This is a genomic window from Brevibacillus sp. FSL K6-2834, from assembly GCF_038592925.1.
In the GTDB taxonomy this organism is placed as follows: Bacteria; Bacillota; Bacilli; order Brevibacillales; family Brevibacillaceae; genus Brevibacillus; species Brevibacillus borstelensis.
In genome coordinates this window covers 1,458,447-1,473,989 of record NZ_CP151945.1, presented here as the reverse complement: position 1 = coordinate 1,473,989, position 15,543 = coordinate 1,458,447, and the positions used below count along the sequence as shown (strand labels likewise).

General features: G+C 59.0%; 16 protein-coding genes. All 16 read right to left on the bottom strand.

Annotated elements, in window-relative coordinates; genetic code table 11:
• Positions 1 to 113: 113 nt before the first annotated feature.
• The gene (locus NST96_RS07400; protein ID WP_031932194.1) at positions 114 to 1,493 is read right to left on the bottom strand and encodes a cobyrinate a,c-diamide synthase; all 1,380 of its coding nucleotides are present in this window, start codon (positions 1,491 to 1,493) and stop codon (positions 114 to 116) included.
• Positions 1,490 to 2,632: a cobalamin biosynthesis protein gene (locus NST96_RS07395; protein WP_024983471.1), complete on the bottom strand. Its 1,143-nt coding sequence runs from the start codon at positions 2,630 to 2,632 to the stop codon at positions 1,490 to 1,492. The genes NST96_RS07400 and NST96_RS07395 overlap by 4 nt, the downstream gene beginning before the upstream one ends.
• The gene (gene cobM, locus NST96_RS07390; RefSeq protein WP_003388106.1) at positions 2,629 to 3,411 is read right to left on the bottom strand and encodes a precorrin-4 C(11)-methyltransferase; all 783 of its coding nucleotides are present in this window, start codon (positions 3,409 to 3,411) and stop codon (positions 2,629 to 2,631) included. Before cobM ends, NST96_RS07395 begins: the two co-directional genes overlap by 4 nt.
• A complete protein-coding gene (gene cobI, locus NST96_RS07385) occupies positions 3,408 to 4,124 on the bottom strand; it encodes a precorrin-2 C(20)-methyltransferase (RefSeq protein ID WP_003388108.1) in 717 nt (238 codons plus the stop codon). Before cobI ends, cobM begins: the two co-directional genes overlap by 4 nt.
• Positions 4,121 to 5,350 carry a precorrin-6y C5,15-methyltransferase (decarboxylating) subunit CbiE gene (gene cbiE / locus NST96_RS07380; protein WP_122958624.1) on the bottom strand — a complete coding sequence of 410 codons (1,230 nt, stop codon included), beginning with the start codon at positions 5,348 to 5,350 and terminating at the stop codon, positions 4,121 to 4,123. The genes cobI and cbiE overlap by 4 nt, the downstream gene beginning before the upstream one ends.
• The gene (locus NST96_RS07375) at positions 5,313 to 6,449 is read right to left on the bottom strand and encodes a cobalt-precorrin-5B (C(1))-methyltransferase (protein ID WP_024983473.1); all 1,137 of its coding nucleotides are present in this window, start codon (positions 6,447 to 6,449) and stop codon (positions 5,313 to 5,315) included. The genes cbiE and NST96_RS07375 overlap by 38 nt, the downstream gene beginning before the upstream one ends.
• A 3-nt stretch (positions 6,450 to 6,452) precedes the next feature.
• Positions 6,453 to 7,103, bottom strand: coding sequence for a precorrin-8X methylmutase (locus NST96_RS07370; RefSeq protein WP_003388111.1), 651 nt, complete (start codon positions 7,101 to 7,103; stop codon positions 6,453 to 6,455).
• Between the two features lie 148 nt (positions 7,104 to 7,251).
• Complete coding sequence (cobK, locus tag NST96_RS07365) at positions 7,252 to 8,034, bottom strand: precorrin-6A reductase (RefSeq protein WP_003388112.1); 783 nt, start codon at positions 8,032 to 8,034, stop codon at positions 7,252 to 7,254.
• Positions 8,035 to 8,047: 13 nt separating this feature from the next.
• A complete protein-coding gene (locus NST96_RS07360; RefSeq protein WP_024983474.1) occupies positions 8,048 to 9,076 on the bottom strand; it encodes a sirohydrochlorin chelatase in 1,029 nt (342 codons plus the stop codon).
• Positions 9,077 to 9,179: 103 nt separating this feature from the next.
• Positions 9,180 to 10,898, bottom strand: coding sequence for a precorrin-3B C(17)-methyltransferase (gene cobJ / locus NST96_RS07355; RefSeq protein ID WP_339167504.1), 1,719 nt, complete (start codon positions 10,896 to 10,898; stop codon positions 9,180 to 9,182).
• 46 nt (positions 10,899 to 10,944) lie between these two features.
• Positions 10,945 to 11,901, bottom strand: a complete 957-nt coding sequence (gene cbiB, locus NST96_RS07350) for an adenosylcobinamide-phosphate synthase CbiB (protein ID WP_122958623.1) — start codon at positions 11,899 to 11,901, stop codon at positions 10,945 to 10,947.
• Complete coding sequence (locus NST96_RS07345) at positions 11,902 to 12,540, bottom strand: histidine phosphatase family protein (RefSeq protein ID WP_024983476.1); 639 nt, start codon at positions 12,538 to 12,540, stop codon at positions 11,902 to 11,904.
• On the bottom strand, positions 12,537 to 13,355 hold the full coding sequence (locus tag NST96_RS07340; RefSeq protein WP_003388119.1) for an adenosylcobinamide-GDP ribazoletransferase: 819 nt from the start codon (positions 13,353 to 13,355) through the stop codon (positions 12,537 to 12,539). The genes NST96_RS07345 and NST96_RS07340 overlap by 4 nt, the downstream gene beginning before the upstream one ends.
• Positions 13,352 to 13,891 (bottom strand): bifunctional adenosylcobinamide kinase/adenosylcobinamide-phosphate guanylyltransferase, encoded by a 540-nt coding sequence (gene cobU / locus NST96_RS07335; protein WP_024983477.1) that lies wholly within the window; start codon positions 13,889 to 13,891, stop codon positions 13,352 to 13,354. The genes NST96_RS07340 and cobU overlap by 4 nt, the downstream gene beginning before the upstream one ends.
• A complete protein-coding gene (gene cobD / locus NST96_RS07330) occupies positions 13,888 to 14,994 on the bottom strand; it encodes a threonine-phosphate decarboxylase CobD (protein ID WP_024983478.1) in 1,107 nt (368 codons plus the stop codon). The genes cobU and cobD overlap by 4 nt, the downstream gene beginning before the upstream one ends.
• Positions 14,994 to 15,542, bottom strand: coding sequence for a cob(I)yrinic acid a,c-diamide adenosyltransferase (gene cobO, locus NST96_RS07325; RefSeq protein WP_003388124.1), 549 nt, complete (start codon positions 15,540 to 15,542; stop codon positions 14,994 to 14,996). The genes cobD and cobO overlap by 1 nt, the downstream gene beginning before the upstream one ends.
• Between the last annotated feature and the right edge of the window lies 1 nt (position 15,543).

Sequence of the window (15,543 nt, the reverse complement as noted above, 5' to 3'; positions counted from 1 at the left end):
CAGGCGCTGTTTGAACGGTTTCGCGAGCTGCGCTGTTTGCAACTCCGGCTCCATTCGCGCCAGGCATGCCGCTGCCTGCAGACTTAGTTCCGCTGCGGTCAAAAGCTCCATGATCAGCCACGCCTCTTCACCTCCAGGCACCGCTCCACCCAACGCTTCGCCAATGCCGGATTGGAGGCAAAGTGCAGGTGGGTGTAGCCCGCGACGAGATTGTCTTGTGCGTACCCTTCCGGCTTGGTGCCGCGCAGCCCTTTTGTTTCGTAGGCATGCGGCAGTTCCTCGTCGGCTGCGAAAGTCGAGTAGTGGAATTCATGCCCTTTCGCCTGCTCGTCCGGTCCGATCAGGAAGTTGCCCGCTTTTCCGGTGACTTCGCGGTAGCCGAGAGCAGCCAGGCGCTTTTGCATCGATACCTTTCCCGGGATCAAACCGGCCATCGGGTAGACGCTGCCGTCGGTCGTCACGATCGCCTCAGTCAAATACATGAACCCGCCGCATTCAGCGAGCGTAGGCAAGCCGGAGCGGATGGCATTCCGAAACGATTCCAGTACGGCTGTGTTTTCCGACAGCTCCGCGGCAAACTCCTCCGGAAAGCCTCCGCCGATGTAAAGTCCGTCGGCATCAGGCGGCACAGTCTCTCCGGCAAGCGGAGAAAAGTAGTGGAGCCGGGCTCCGTACGCTTCCAACAATTCAAAATTCTCCGGATAGTAGAAATGAAACGCCGGGTCTTTGGCGACGGCGATCTTCACCCGCGGGGATTGGCTGGAAACGGAACCAAACATCCGTGGCTCCACCACAAGCTCCTCAGCCTGGGCCAGCTCCCAAATGCGGGCCACGTCGACTGTCTCCGCGATCAGGTCGGCAAGCCTCTCAAACAGCGGGGCCAGCTCGCCGCGCTCGACGGAAGGCACCAGGCCGAGGTGACGCTCCGGAATCTCCAGATCGCTCTCCCGCTTCAAATAGCCCACGACGGGGACGCCGCACTCCTGCTCGATCGCTGTTTTGACGATCTTGAAATGCCCTTCGCTGCCGACCTTGTTGGCGATTACCCCGACGATGCGGGCCTCCCGGTTCAGCATTTGAAAGCCTTTGACGATCGCCGCGGCACTCCGGGCCATGCTCTGCGCACCTATAACCAAAAGGACCGGAGATTGGGTCAGGATACTGATTTCCGCCGTGCTCCCCTTGTCATTTGTCGGGTCCTTGCCGTCGTACATGCCCATGACGCCTTCAATGATGGAAATGTCGGCACCCCGGCTGCCCCGGGCAAAGATTTCTTTCATCGTATGATGGTCCAGCATCCAGCTGTCCAGATTGCGGGAAACCCGCCCGGTCACGGCTGTATGGTACGTCGGATCGATGTAGTCTGGTCCGCATTTGAAGCCCTGTACGACATGGCCTTTGCGCTTCAGGGCGGCCATCAGGCCGATGGTCACGGTCGTTTTTCCCGCCCCGCTTCCCGTACCCGCAATGACGAGACGACGGCTCTTGCTCATGGTCTTCCCTCCCCGCCATACGGCATCAGGGCGACGGAAATGGTCACGTTGCCCGACTTTTTCTTCGTCAGCACGAGCTGGTCGACGCCCGCATACAGCTTCGCGGCCGGTTCGCTGACGCCATACGCGCCAGTAAACTTGTACACGGTCTCGGACGGCTCCTCCAGCTTCACCGTGTTCAGCTCCTCCGGGGAATACCAGACGAACGGCCAGCCGTATTTGCTGCAAACCTCTATGAGTCCCTCTTCATCCTTTTTCAGCTCGATCGTGGCCAGAGCCTTTACGCTCTTGATGGAGAAGCGAAGCTCAGCCAGCGTTTCCTTGATCACCGACTCGATTTCATCGGCGGAGGTGCCGCGGTTGCAGCCCATCCCGAGCACGATCACCTTGGGCCTGTACAGAACGCCGTTTTCCAAAATGGCCTCTTCCTCCGAAGACAGGATTCTGTGGGTGACGACCAAAGCGCCGTGCGGCTCGGCAGCAAGCGCTTCCGAAATCGTATCGAACACGTGGATGGACGGGGGCATCGGCGTATCATGCATCCACCAGTTGCGCTCGCCCGACTCTACGACGACAGCGACCTTTTCCTCGTTGACGACCGAGGCGCTGACCGGCGTCAGTTTTTCGTCCGACTCCCACTCCCAGCCGAAGCGGCGGCCAAACAGATCAACGGGAATCGTCTTCTGCACGTCGGAAGCCGTGGTGATGACCGGATTTGCGCCCAGTACAGCAGCCACTTCCCGGGCCAGCTCGTTGGCGCCGCCCAGATGCCCAGACAGCACGCTGATCACGTTTTCTCCTCTGTCGTCTATGACGACGATCCCGGGGTCTGTTTTTTTGTCCTGCAAGATGGGGGCGATCATCCTGATCACGGCCCCGAGGGAAATGATCAGAATCAGTCCTTTGTAAGCAGGCCAAAGAGCGGGAAACAGCATCCGCACGCTGTTGTTGAACATCTGGATGCCTCTGGCTTCCTCGTCTCCTTTGGCAAACTTGCTCATGTAGTACAGGTCGCATCCGGGAAAGGTCTGGTGAAGGTTGCGGGCCATCTCGACGCCGTGCTTGGTGATGGCGACGATGGCGTACTCGCCTCTCTGCCGGATCGCCGGGATTTCTCCTTCGGTCAGCTCGATGTTCATCCTTCTTTCACACCTTTTCTGTACCCGTGCGTAAAGGTTTTATCGTACAGCTTGGAGCGATGCTGCTCGCTTTTGGCGTGGATGTCGGGGTCCAGCGCCCAGCCGGCCAAAATCATCGCGTGGGAGCGGATGCCGTTCTTGCCCATATCCTCATCCAGGTTCCTCAGCGTCGTCCGCACGATGATCTGATCCGGCCAGCTTGCGCGCTGCACCACAGCGACTGGCGTATCCAGACTCCAGCCTGCCTCCGTCAGCTCGCGGACCACCTTTTTGGTCAACGTCGCGCTCAGGAAAAGCGCGATGGTGCAGTGATGCTCAGCCAGCGCCCGCAGCTTTTCCCGCTCCGGCACAGGCGTCCGTCCCTCTGCACGGGTCAGGATCAACGTCTGGGTCAGCTCAGGGATAGTCAGTTCCGCTCCGACTGCCGCTGCCGCCGCGAAGACGGAGCTGACGCCTGGGACGATCTCCACCTCAATGCCCGCTTCTTTCAGCAGTGCGATTTGTTCCATCGTCGCTCCGTACACGGACGGATCGCCGGTGTGCAGACGCACGACCGTTTTTCCCTGGCGGATGCGGTCGACGAGCAGTCCCACCATCTCTTCCAGCGCCATCCCCGAGCTTTGCAAAACTTCTGCCCCCGGCTTCGCCTTTGCGACCAGCTCGTCGTTTACAAGCGAATCCGTGTACAGGACGACATCTGCCGATTGCAGCAGCTTCAAGCCTTTTACCGTGATCAAATCCGGGTCTCCCGGTCCTGCGCCAACTATGTACAGTTTCATCCCTTTTTCACCACCATCAGCGTGAGATAGCCAAGCTCTGCCCGCTCCAGCTCGCGGACATTGGTCCAGATCATTTCCTCCGAGGAGGTGACTTTGGTTGCCACTGCGGCATGATCGACCAAGTCCAGCTCTTTGAGCAGCCCGATGATCATTGGCAGCACTTTGGCTACCTTCAGGAAAATGACGCAGTCGTGCTCTTCAATCGCTTTGCGCATCGCTTCGCGGTCTTCTGTAGCCGGAATGATTCCGATCTGTTCATCGCCGTCCGCGAGCGGCAGATTGAGGCGGGCTGCCGCGCCGAGAAAGGACGAAATGCCCGGCACCGACACGACCGGAACCTCCGGGTATTTCTCCTTCATGACGCGCATCATGTGAATGAATGTGCTGTAAAACAGCGGGTCTCCCTCTGTGACAAAGGCGACATCCTTCCCTTCGCGAAGCCGCTCCCAGACGATGTCGGCAGTGTTGTTCCACTCCCGCTCCAAAATGTCCTTGTCCTTGGTCATCGGAAAAACGAGGCCGAGCATTTCCTTGTCCGGCGAAGGCTTGACGTACAGCTCCGCGATTTGGTGCGCGTAGCTTTTGCTGCCCATCCGTTTCTTTGGATAGGCGACGACTGGCGATTGCTGCAAAAGGCGAAATGCCTTGACCGTGATCAATTCCGGGTCTCCCGGACCGACTCCGATGCCGTACAGTGTTCCGATGGTGCTCACTGGCTGTCTCCTCCTTGCTTGTCCTCCTGCTTGGCCCAGGCGGTAATGATATAAATCGGGTTCAATCCCTCAAATCTTGTCATCGACAAAATCGGCTTGCTGCGCGAAAGCTGCGCCAGCGTAACCGATGTCTCAAAGCCTTCCGCAGCGAATGCCTGCGTCGCTTCGTACAACGTCTCGATCGTCGCGGCGTTGACCACGATGCGGCCATTTGGCCTGAGCCGGCTGCAGCAAATGCCGAGCAGCTCGCGAAGCTCGCCGCCGCTCCCTCCGATAAACACCGCATCCGGGTCGGGGAACTGGTCGAGTCCCTCCGGAGCCTTGGCGTGCACAACGGTAAAATCGGTGCGGAACTTGGCCATGTTTTCCCGGCAGTTGGCCAGATCGTCCGCATTTTTCTCGACCGCGTACACTTCCCCTTCGCGGGCGATGCGTGCTGCCTCAATTGCCACCGAACCGGTGCAGGTGCCGATGTCCCACACGATGCTTTTGGCGTGGAGCTGCAGCTGCGCGATGCTCAGAATACGCACTTCCTTTTTCGTGATCAGCCCCTTGTCGGGCTTGCGCTGGGAAAATTGCTCATCGGCGATGCCGAGCGGCCATATCGGGCCCTGTCTGCGTTTGCGCAAAATGACCACGTTCAGATCTGCGAAACCCCCGTCCGCCATCTCCTCCAGCGAGTACCAGCCTGTCCGCTCCCCGGCGCTGCCGAGATTTTCCCCGACGAAGGCGTCGTACTCGTTCATGCCAAACGAGAGCAGGTAGCGGGCAATCGCAGCCGGATTGTTTTCCTGATCGGTCAGGAGGGCCACTTTTTCCTTGCCGTCGATCCGCTGGGCCAGACCCTTGATGCTGCGCCCGTGAACGCTGAGAAACGCGGCATCCTGCCACGCCTCTCCCATCCTGGCAAAAGCAAGCTGGATCGAGCTGAGATGCGGATAAATCTCCACCTGCAATTTTTTCGCGAGCAGGCTGCCGATTCCGTAGAACAGCGGGTCCCCGGAGGCAAGGATGACCGTTTTCCGCTTCTCCTCGCGCAATTGCTCGACCATGGCGGTCAGGCCGCCTTTTAAAACCAGCTTTTCCCCCGGATAATCGGGAAAAAAGGAGAGATGCCGTTCTCCCCCCACGAGCAGCTCGCTTTCCTCTATCCACGTCCGGTACAACGGCAGCAGGCTTTGCGTACCGTCATCTCCGATTCCAATCACCTTCATTGCCTGTGTCATGAACCGTCACCTTCCCCAACAGGGTTCCTTTCATCGTGATCAGCATGGTCTCGATCTCCATGCCCCCGCCAACCTCGCGAAGTCCTGCCCGCGAGCAGCTTTCGCACAGCTTTTCAAAAAAGAGGGGGTATTCTGCCATCATGTCCCCTACCTGGGAAGCGGTATTGGCTCCCCGCGCCTCCTCGACCAACGCTTCCGGTGCACCCGCCTCCCGGACGAGCTGGGCCAGAAAGCCGAAGTCGACGGGAGCGCTTTTGGAATGGACCATCATGACGCCCTGCGCCACCTTGGAGAATTTCCCCATCATGCCCACCAGCGTCACCTTTTCGATGCCCTTGAGCTTGCATTGCTTGAGCGCAAAGCCGACAAAATCGCCCATCTCCACGAATGCTTCCTCGGGCAGCTCCGGATACTGCGTCATGCCAAACTGCTCGCTTTTGCCTCCCGTGGAAAGCACGATGTGGCGGCAGCCCATCTTCTGCGCGACGTTGATCGCCTGGGCGACGCTGGCCTTGTAGGCGGACGTGGAAAACGGCACGACGATGCCGCGCGTACCCAGGATGGAGATGCCCCCGATGATGCCAAGCCGGCCGTTCAAGGTCTTTTTGGCGATTTCCTCGCCAGCCGGTACGGAAATGACGATTTTGATCCCCCGCTCGATCCCGTGCTCATCCAGGACGGCCTGCGCGGTCTCCCTGATCATTTTGCGCGGGACCGGATTGATCGCAGCTTCACCGATGGGGACAGGCAGGCCCGGCTTGGTGACGCGGCCCACGCCGATTCCGCCGTCCAGCACGATCCCCGGTTCGTCCAGCCAGCTCACCGTACTGACGATCAAAGCGCCGTGGGTCGCATCGGGGTCATCCCCGCCGTCCTTGATAATTCCTGCTGTCGCGGAAACGGCATCAAACTCGCAGCTTTCCGTCTGGAAGCTGACGTCCTGTCCGATCGGCAGACGGATCGTCGCCTCGCGCTGTTCTTGCTGCGTGATCAGGGCGGTCAGCGCCGCTTTGGTGGCTGCCGTGGCGCATGAACCGGTTGTATAGCCGTGACGCAATGGTTTTGCTTCCTTTTCCTCCGCAGTCGCTTTCCCCGCCATGAATTATCCCTGCCGTTCCGCCATCAGCGAGAGTGCGTTGAGCGCAGCCACCGTAACAGGGCTCCCGCCTTTCCGCCCGATGTTTGTGATGAAAGGCACATCCAGCTTGGCCAGCTCTTCCTTGGACTCTGCCGCCGACACAAAGCCGACTGGCATCCCGATGATCAGGCCCGGCTTCGCCTCTCCCTCTTTGACCAGACGGATCAGCTCCAGAAGCGCTGTCGGCGCATTGCCGATCGCGAAAATGCCGCCCTCCGCTTCTTTGACCGCTTTGCGAATGGAGATGATTGCGCGCGTGGTGTTCAGGCGCTTCGCTTCCTCCATGACATCCTTGTCGGAGATGTACACCTTCACTTCGCCGCCGAATTTTTCGATCCGGTTCTTGCTGATCCCGACCTGAACCATCTGGACGTCGGCCACGACAATCTTGCCGCTTCGGATCGCCTGAATGCCCGCTTTCACCGCATCCGGGTGGAATACGAGACTGCGCCCCAGGTCAAAGTCCGCCGAGGCGTGGATGACGCGCTGCACGACAGGGTACTGCTCTTCGGTGAAAGGATGCTCTCCGAGCTCTTCGGTGATGATTTGAAAGCTCTTTTCCTCGATTTCTTGCGGTTGTACGGTCAAAGGCTTGAATTCCGTGCGAAAATCCATGGTATGCTCCTCCTTTGTATTGGGGTTTGGCTTTGGCTGCAGCAAGCCGTTAGATTTCGGCCAAGCCGAACGATTCGTCCTTGCTTACTTGCTTGTTTCAATTTATCTCGCCAAGCGTTCCGCTCTATTTTCTCTGAAAAACCGCCCGTTACGCTTCTTGCGGCAGGGGCAGCAGCTGCTTCAACTGACCGATCACTCCGGCGAAGTCGGAAAATTTGGTGCCGTAATCGATCTTGGGCCGGGCGATGACAATCGTCTCGATGCCCATTTCCAGCGCTGCTTCCACCTTTTCGTCAAAGGCGCCGACTTTGCCGCTCTCCTTGGTGATCATCAGCGTCACTTTGTAGTGGTCATAGAGGGCCTTGTTCAGCTCCTTGGAAAAAGGGCCCTGCATGGCGACGATATTTTTTTGCTCGATGCCCAGCTCCTCGCATTTTTGCATGTTGTCGGTGCGCGGAAGCATGCGAGCCACCAGCGTCGTATCCGGCAAGCCCAAGAGCCGGTCGGAAAAGATTTTCAACGTTTTGCTGCCGGTCGTCAGCATGATCACACCGCGCTTTTCTGCCGCTATCTCGGCGGCTTGGACGTAGTCCTCGGCGAAGATGATCTTCTCGTGCCCCGGCGACTGGGCGCTTTCGCGTTCGTACCGGATGTAGGGAACTCCCGCCGCCTCTGCTCCGGCCATCGCGTTTTTCGACGCTTCCTCGGCATAAGGGTGGCTGGCGTCCACTACCGCCTGAAAGCCTTTTTCACGGATCAACGCCTCGATGTCGGCGGATGTCAGACGGCCTACCTGCACCGGCAGCCCCGCTTCCTCGATGCTTTTGGCCGCGTTATCGGTAACGACTGTGGCAAGCAGGTCATATCCGGTTTCCTTGATCAAGAGAGCCAGCTCCCGGGCGTCACTGGTTCCCGCCAATACAAGAATCATCGCTCGTCCCTCCTTATTTCTTTACAGGGTGATGCTCATGGGCGTGATTGTCGCTGTGTCCGTGTTTATGTTCATGATCGTGGTCATGGTCGTGATCGTGGCTGTGGCTGTGGCCGTGACCGTGCCCATGATCGTGATCGTGGCTGTGACCGTGGCTATGTGCGTGACCGTGACTGTGTCCATGGTGATGATGGTGATGATGCCCATGGTCGTCGTCGTGATGGTGGTGATGATGGTCGATATGCTCCATCGCCGCCAGACGGTACTGACAAGTATCGCAATTCAGTTTGACTTCGCCGTGCAGCGCCTCTTCCACCCGGTCTTTCAGCACTTCCTTGAGCAGCGGATGGAAGCCGAAGTACTCCGCCAGCGTAAATTCAGCCTCTGGATAGCGAGCGCGGAACTGTTCAAGCTGGTCGGCCATCCGTTTGATCAGCACGCCGGTAAACAGGAAGTACGGCAGGACGACGACGCGGCGGGCCCCCAGCCTGAGGCAGCGCTCGATCCCTTCCTCGTACAGCGGGAAGGTCACACCCATGAAAGCGGTCTCCACCCACTTTGCCTTCCAGCGTTCCCAGAACAGTCGGGACATTTTGTAGATGTCGCTGTTCGCGTCCGCATCGCTGCTGCCGCGTCCGATGATCAGAACGGCTGTGTCCCCGTGCTCCTCGCCGGATGCAAAGCCGGCTTCCTGCATGCGGGTGGCCAAAATATTCAGGACCTCTTCGTGAATACCTATTGGGCGTCCGTAAATAAATTGCACATGCGGATATTTCGCTTTTGCTTCGTCGATCGCCGCCGGAATGTGAATCTTGGCGTGCCCGGCCGAGAACAGAATGATCGGGATGACGGCTACCCGGGTGGCTCCCCGCTTTACGCAGGCGTCCAATCCCTGAAGCATATCGGGACGTTCAAATTCGAGAAAGCATGTCTCCAGAATCGGAACGTCGATCTCCGGCATCAGCGACGCCACAAACTGCCTTACCTCTTCATTTCCTTCGGGATCCTTGCTCCCGTGTCCGACAAACAGTACCGCGTCCATCCTGATTCCTCCCCGTTATTTTTTCTGCCTGGCCCGTGGTTTGGGGCCTTGCTGCTTTTGCAAAACCAAAACCCCCGGATATGCTGGCGCTTGAATCTAGCGGCTAGTCGCCGCAAACAGCGTTTTCAATTTTGGGAATGGCTGGCTCTCTCCAGACGTATCCCTCGATTTCGCCGACCCTTTGGAAAAATTTGTGGAACCTTTCATTCGGGAATGCTTCCCGCTTGTATCTGTCAATAATCCGCTCGATCAAGGGAACGATGTCCTCCGGCTCGATGCCTTCCGCTACCGGCAAGCCGGAATGTGCCGTTCTCCCCACGGTTTTGGCGCCGAGGAACAGATCGAACTTGCCCTTGCGGAACACGAGACCGATGTCTTCCTGAACCGCCCCGTAGCAGGCCATCCCGCAGCCGTTTACGCCGATCTTCAGCTCTTTTGGCATTTCCTGTCCGCCCAGCTTGCGGTGGATCTCCTCCGCGTACGGAATCGCGTCCTTCTTCTCGCCGTCGCAGAAGTCGCAAGCCTTCACCTGCAGGACGTCCCCGACCGGAGTCAAGTTGAGACCGAGGTTGCGGAGCGGCGCAGTTACCTCCTCCGGGTTGCTCGTCGGAACACGCAAAATGATCTGGTGGTGCGGCGTGTACTCCAGCTCCCCTTTTTCTCCGGCTGCCTGGGCAAGCGCCATCATCTGCGCCGGAGTGAACTTTTTGTTGGCTACGCCCGGACTTACCGCGCACTCGAAAATCATTTCCGGGACAAAGACCGGGCGATGGGACTGGCTGGAGGATACGAGCGAAGCATCCGTTTCGATCCCCCTGGATTCGTTTACTGCCTGCAAAGCCTGAGCCGCCCAGTCAAACGGCGTCAATGTGCCGGTCTCCTCTTTTGGCTGGGGAGTGGCCCGCAAGCTCGCTGTGTCCGCTTTTTCAACCTGTGGTTCGACAAGTGAAGAAGTTGCGTCGGGTGCCGCTTGTTCCACAGCGTTTTGCGAAGCCGCCTCCAGCGACCACGGCTCGTTTTCCACGCGAAGCCGCTGATGGGGCTTCAGCGATTGCTCATCTGTCGCAAGCGTATACTTCCGCTGATAGCCGCGCGGGGTAATCATTTTGCCGTCATAGACAAATGTGGACGAGTTCCCGATGATGACCGTCGTCAGCATCCCGATGTCATGGTTCAGCATCTCTGCCAGTGTCGTGATGACGATATGCTCCCGCTCCCGATAGGCGCTCTTGACGATCCCGACCGGCGTGTCCGGGGAACGGTACTGCAGCAGGATGCGCTGTGCCTCGACGATCTGTCTGGTGCGACGCCCGCTGCGCGGGTTGTACAGCGCGATGACAAAATCGGCCATGCCCGCAGCGTCGATCCGCTTGGCGATCAGCTCCCATGGCGTGAGATGGTCGCTCAGGCTGATCGTGCAGGCATCGTGCATGATGGGCGCGCCGAGCAGAGCGCCGCAGGAGTTGATCGCCGATATTCCCGGAACGATTTCCACCTCCACGCCCTCCGCAGATGTCCAGCCTTTTTCCACGAGCACCTCGTAAACGAGTCCGGCCATACCGTACACGCCCGCATCGCCGCTGGAGATCACGGCCACCTTTTTGCCCGCTTCCGCCTGCCGGACGGCTTCGCGCGCACGCGTCACTTCCTCCGTCATCCCGGTGCTGACGATCTCCTGATCGGTCAACAGCCCTCTGATCAGGTCCACATAAGTGGTATATCCGATGATGATGTCACTCTCTTCGATCGCTTCCCGCGCCCGTTTGGTAATATGCTCAAAGCTGCCCGGCCCGAAGCCGATCACAAACAGCTTGCCGCTCATAGAAAGTCCCCCTTTCATTATTTCGCCTCTATTTGAAAAACGCTGTTCATCCATGCAGAACATAAGCAAAAGCGGCCAGACCGACTGTGCACATGATCGAAGTGACTGTCATCAAGCGCACCGTAGCCGCAATATCGCCTGCACACAGCGGCCGAAGCGGATCACCCAGCTTGGCGCGGTGAGAAGCCACGCCCTGATAGTAATTCAGTCCGCCCAGTTGAACGCCCAGCGCACCGGCGACTGCCGCTTCCGGAAGACCGCTGTTGGGGCTGGGATGAAGTCCGGCGTCCCGCCGCATGATGCGGTAGCAGCGGCGCCAGTCCAGCCGTTGCAGCCAGCTCGCCCCGACCAACAGCAGAGCAGTGAGGCGGGCCGGTATGTAATTCAACACGTCGTCAAAGCGGGCGGAGGCCCAGCCGAGATTCACGTATTTCTCGTTTTTGTAGCCGACCATGGAATCAAGCGTGTTCGCCGCCCGATAGGCCATCGCCAGCGGGGCGCCTCCGATCGCAGCGTAAAAGAGCGGAGACACGATGGCATCGACGATGTTTTCCGCCACCGTCTCCACAGCCCCGCGGCTGATCTCGGCCTCATCCAGATGCCCCGTGTCCCGCCCGACCACCATCGAGAGCGAACGGCGGGCCATTGCCAGATCCCCGGCCAGCAGATAGCGGCCTATTTCCAATCCGGCATCCGCCAAGCCTTTTGTCGCGATCGTCGTAGAGATCAGCCAGATTTCCAGCGCGATAGCCAGCCAGGGATGGATCAGCCCCGCGCCATACACAAGTCCGGCGACGACCGCATAGCTGCCCCCGACGATCAGGAGGGGAAACAGCAAGCCGGCTGCCCTCAAGCCCTTCTCCTGTTTGACAGACAGCCGGATGACGCGCTCCAGGCGGGCAATACACCACCCCATGATCACTACGGGATGCGGCAGACTGCGCGGGTCTCCAACCAGGCGGTCGAGCACGTAAGCCGCCACGATGAGAAAAGCGGTTGTCATCTATGCTTCACTCTCTTCCCTGATGTCGATTGCGTGCGATGCTGGCTTCCACGTCCCCGATACATGCTCCACGATCATCGCCTGACCGTGCCCGAGTCCTTTCATGTGCCAGTACAATCCGGGGTCACCGTGCAGCCAGGCCGCCTGAAACCAGCGGATGACACCACCGTGCGTCACCAATGCGACCGTGTGATCCGGCTCCGTTGAACCGCATGCATCTCTCATTTCTTTCCACATGCCGCTCAACCAGCGGTTCACTCGTTCGCCCAGCTGCGTCAGCGTTTCTCCGCCCGGCGGCGCGATGCCGAACGGATCGTCGTACCAACGGCTTGCCCGCACGCTTTCTCTGACCATCAGTTCTTCGTAGGTGAGCCGCTCCCATTCGCCAAAAGACAGCTCGCGAAGCTCAGGAACCCGGATCGGACTCATCCCCCAGACCGTTGCCAGCCGATCAGCCGTCTGCACGCAGCGGAGCAAATCGCTGGTAAAAAAATGGGCCGGGCGTTCATGCCCGAGCTGTCTGGCGAGAAGCGCCGCCTGCTCCACCCCCGCGTCATTCAGCGGCACATCCGTATGTCCCAGATAGCGCCCTTCGCGATTTTCCTCTGTCTCCCCGTGCCTGATCCAGATCCATCTCACGTCCACCAGCTCCCTGCCGCAACAAGCAGCATCACTGCTTCACTGCTTTCAATGATCGCGCCGTAGCAATCGCCCGTCAGTCCTCCGAGCCTGCGGCAGATGCCGCGTGCGAACCAGAGGCTGAACAAAAGCGACACCGCGACTGCCGCTATCGCCTGAATGCCGGCGATCCACCAGCCAAGTCCGAGGACAGCTGCGTAGGCCGCCACAATATGCCAGAGCCGCAACCCTGCACCGATCCCTTTTCCGACGCCGTTGTCGGAAGAAACGTTGGGGAAGCAGCGTATCGCGAGCAGCACATGAGCGCGGGCAGCAAATGGAATGAGGACAAGCAGGAGAGAGCCGCTATAAAGTGTCAGCCCTTCCGCTCTTGGGCCACCTGCTAACAGACCCGACAAGCTTGCCTGGTTTGGCGGATTTGTCAGCAGACCCGCCAGTTCCGTTATCCCTGCCGTTTTCAAAAAGAGCAGCAGGATCGCAGCCAGGACAGCCATGGCACCCGAGCGGCTGTCCTTCATAATCTCCAGCATGCGTTCTTGCGTACGGCTGCTGCCGAGGCCATCCGCCAGGTCCATCCACCCGTCCAGATGGAGTCCTCCCGTGATGTACACCCAGGCCGTGCACGTCAAAACGGCGGCGATCAGCGGCGGAAAGGCCCATAATGCAGCCTCGTGCACGATCCACAGCACGCATCCGATCACCAGCCCGACAGCCGGATACCAAGCGACGCTGTCACGCCAAGCCTTTTCCGACGGCTTCAGCCACGGCACGGGAATGCGTGTAAAAAAAGTCAGCGCGTGAAAAAATGCGTTCATCCTTTCATCCTCCAGGGGAGCCCGGCGATCACGGCATAAACGGTGTCAGCCTGGCGCGCGGCTTGCTGATTCACATCGCCCAAAATATCGGCAAACCATCGTCCCAGCCTCGACATCGCTACCCCGCCAAGACCCACTTCACTCGTTACTGCAATCACGGTTTGATTCGTTTGGGCGACAGCATCCAGCCACGCCTTTGCTTCTCCCACAATCTCTTTTGTAATGGATTCGTCCCGCCACGCCTGCTCCGGGATGTCCATCAGGCGACCGCTGACCCAGGTGGAGAGACAATCGAGCAAGACGACACTGTACCCTTTGCTCGCGTCCAGCGATTCGGACAGCCGTCCGCCGAGCTCGCACAATCCCCACGTATCAGGGCGGCGCTCCCGATGCAGCTCGATTCGTCTGGCCATCTCATCGTCCCACGCTTTTCCTGTCGCCACGTACAACACGTCCTGCGCGGCATCACGGGCCAATTCCTCGGCAAAACGGCTCTTTCCCGACCGAACGCCCCCTGTGACCAAAATAAGGCTCACAAGACCGCCCCCCTTTTTTCCATCACATCATGAAAGGCAGACAGCAGCCGTTCATTCTCGGCCCGCGAGCGAACGGCGATGCGAAAATCGCGGGCGGTCAGTCCCGGATACATGGCGCAGTTGCGGATCAGAATGCCCCGTTTGCCCATTTCCTCCTGCAGCGCCGTCGCGTCTGTCCATTCCGGGGAGCGAACGAGCAAAAAGTTGGCCTCTCCCGGCCATACCTGCCAGCCCAGCCCCGACTGCAGTCCGTCCAGCAAAAAGCGGCGTTCTGCAGCGATGAGGCGCCTCGTCTCTTCTTCATAATCCGCTTCCTGCAAACACAACTCTCCCGCAAGCAAGGCCAAGCCGTTGACGCTCCAGCTCACCTGTTTGCTCCTCATCCTCTCGATCAGTGCGGGGTGACCGATCGCATAACCGAGCCGAAGCCCCGGGATAGCGAACATTTTGGTCATGGAGCGTATCAACAGGACGCGCGGAAAATGTCCTAGCCGATCCGCAAGTGTAAACTGCTTCTCCCGAGCCGCAAAATCGAGAAAAGCTTCATCGACAATCAAATGGGTACCGGTTTCATTTGTCCATTCGGCCATTTGCAAAAGCTCGTCTGGTTCATACAATAGACCGGTCGGATTGTTCGGAGAACCGATGAACACGAGCTGCGTCTCCCGAAAGAGCCGATACAGCTCCCGCGCGTCTGGCTTGAAGCCGTTTTCTTCCCGTCCCGCGCATTCCACGACGCGAGCGCCGAATTGGCGGGAAAGTTGGGCATATTCGGAAAAGCACGGCGTCACCACACCTGCGCTTTCCGGCTGCAGAGCGAGCACGGCCAGCGCCATCGCTTCCGCCGCTCCATTTGCCGGCAAAAGGGCGTCTTCCGGCAGACGCAGCCGGGCAGCCAATGCCCGCTTGAAAGCTCGATGGCCGGGATCAGGATAGCGGATAACGGCGGTAAGCGACCTCCCCAGCGCTTCCAGGACCCTTGCCGGAGGACCGAGCGGATTTATATTGGCGCTGTAATCAAGGAACGCCTCGGCCGATACGCCAAAGCGCTCTGCAGCCGTCACCAGATCCCCGCCGTGGCCGTAGGTCTCCAGCAGCCCCATCAGTACTCAACTCCGAGTACAGCGGGAATGCCTTCGTCATAGTAGTGCTTGACCGGCTTCATCTCCGTCACAAGATCGGCCATCTCGATGATCGCGGGCTGCGCATTGCGGCCGGTAATGACCAGATGGACGTGGCGCGGCCTGTTTTGGACCGTATCCAGCACGTCAGCCAGCGGGAGCACATCGTCAATCGGAAAACGATCAATTGCCAGGGCATTGTTCAATTCGTCCAGGATCACCACATCGTACTCGCCGCCAAGCACCTTTTCGCGGGCAAAGCTCCACGCCTTTTCAAGGGCGCTGCGGTGCTCCTCCGGTGTTTTGGTCCAGGTAAAGCCGACGCCCATCTGCACCATTTCGATTCCGAGACGGTCGAAAATAATCTTCTCGCCATAGGTGCGTTCCGGAGACTTGATAAACTGGATCATTAAAACCCGTTTTCCTCTGCCGGTTGCACGTACAGCCAAGCCTAACGCCGCTGTCGTCTTGCCTTTTCCGTCTCCTGTATAGACCAGCAGCAGCCCTCGCTTGTTGTCGGCCTTGCTCATC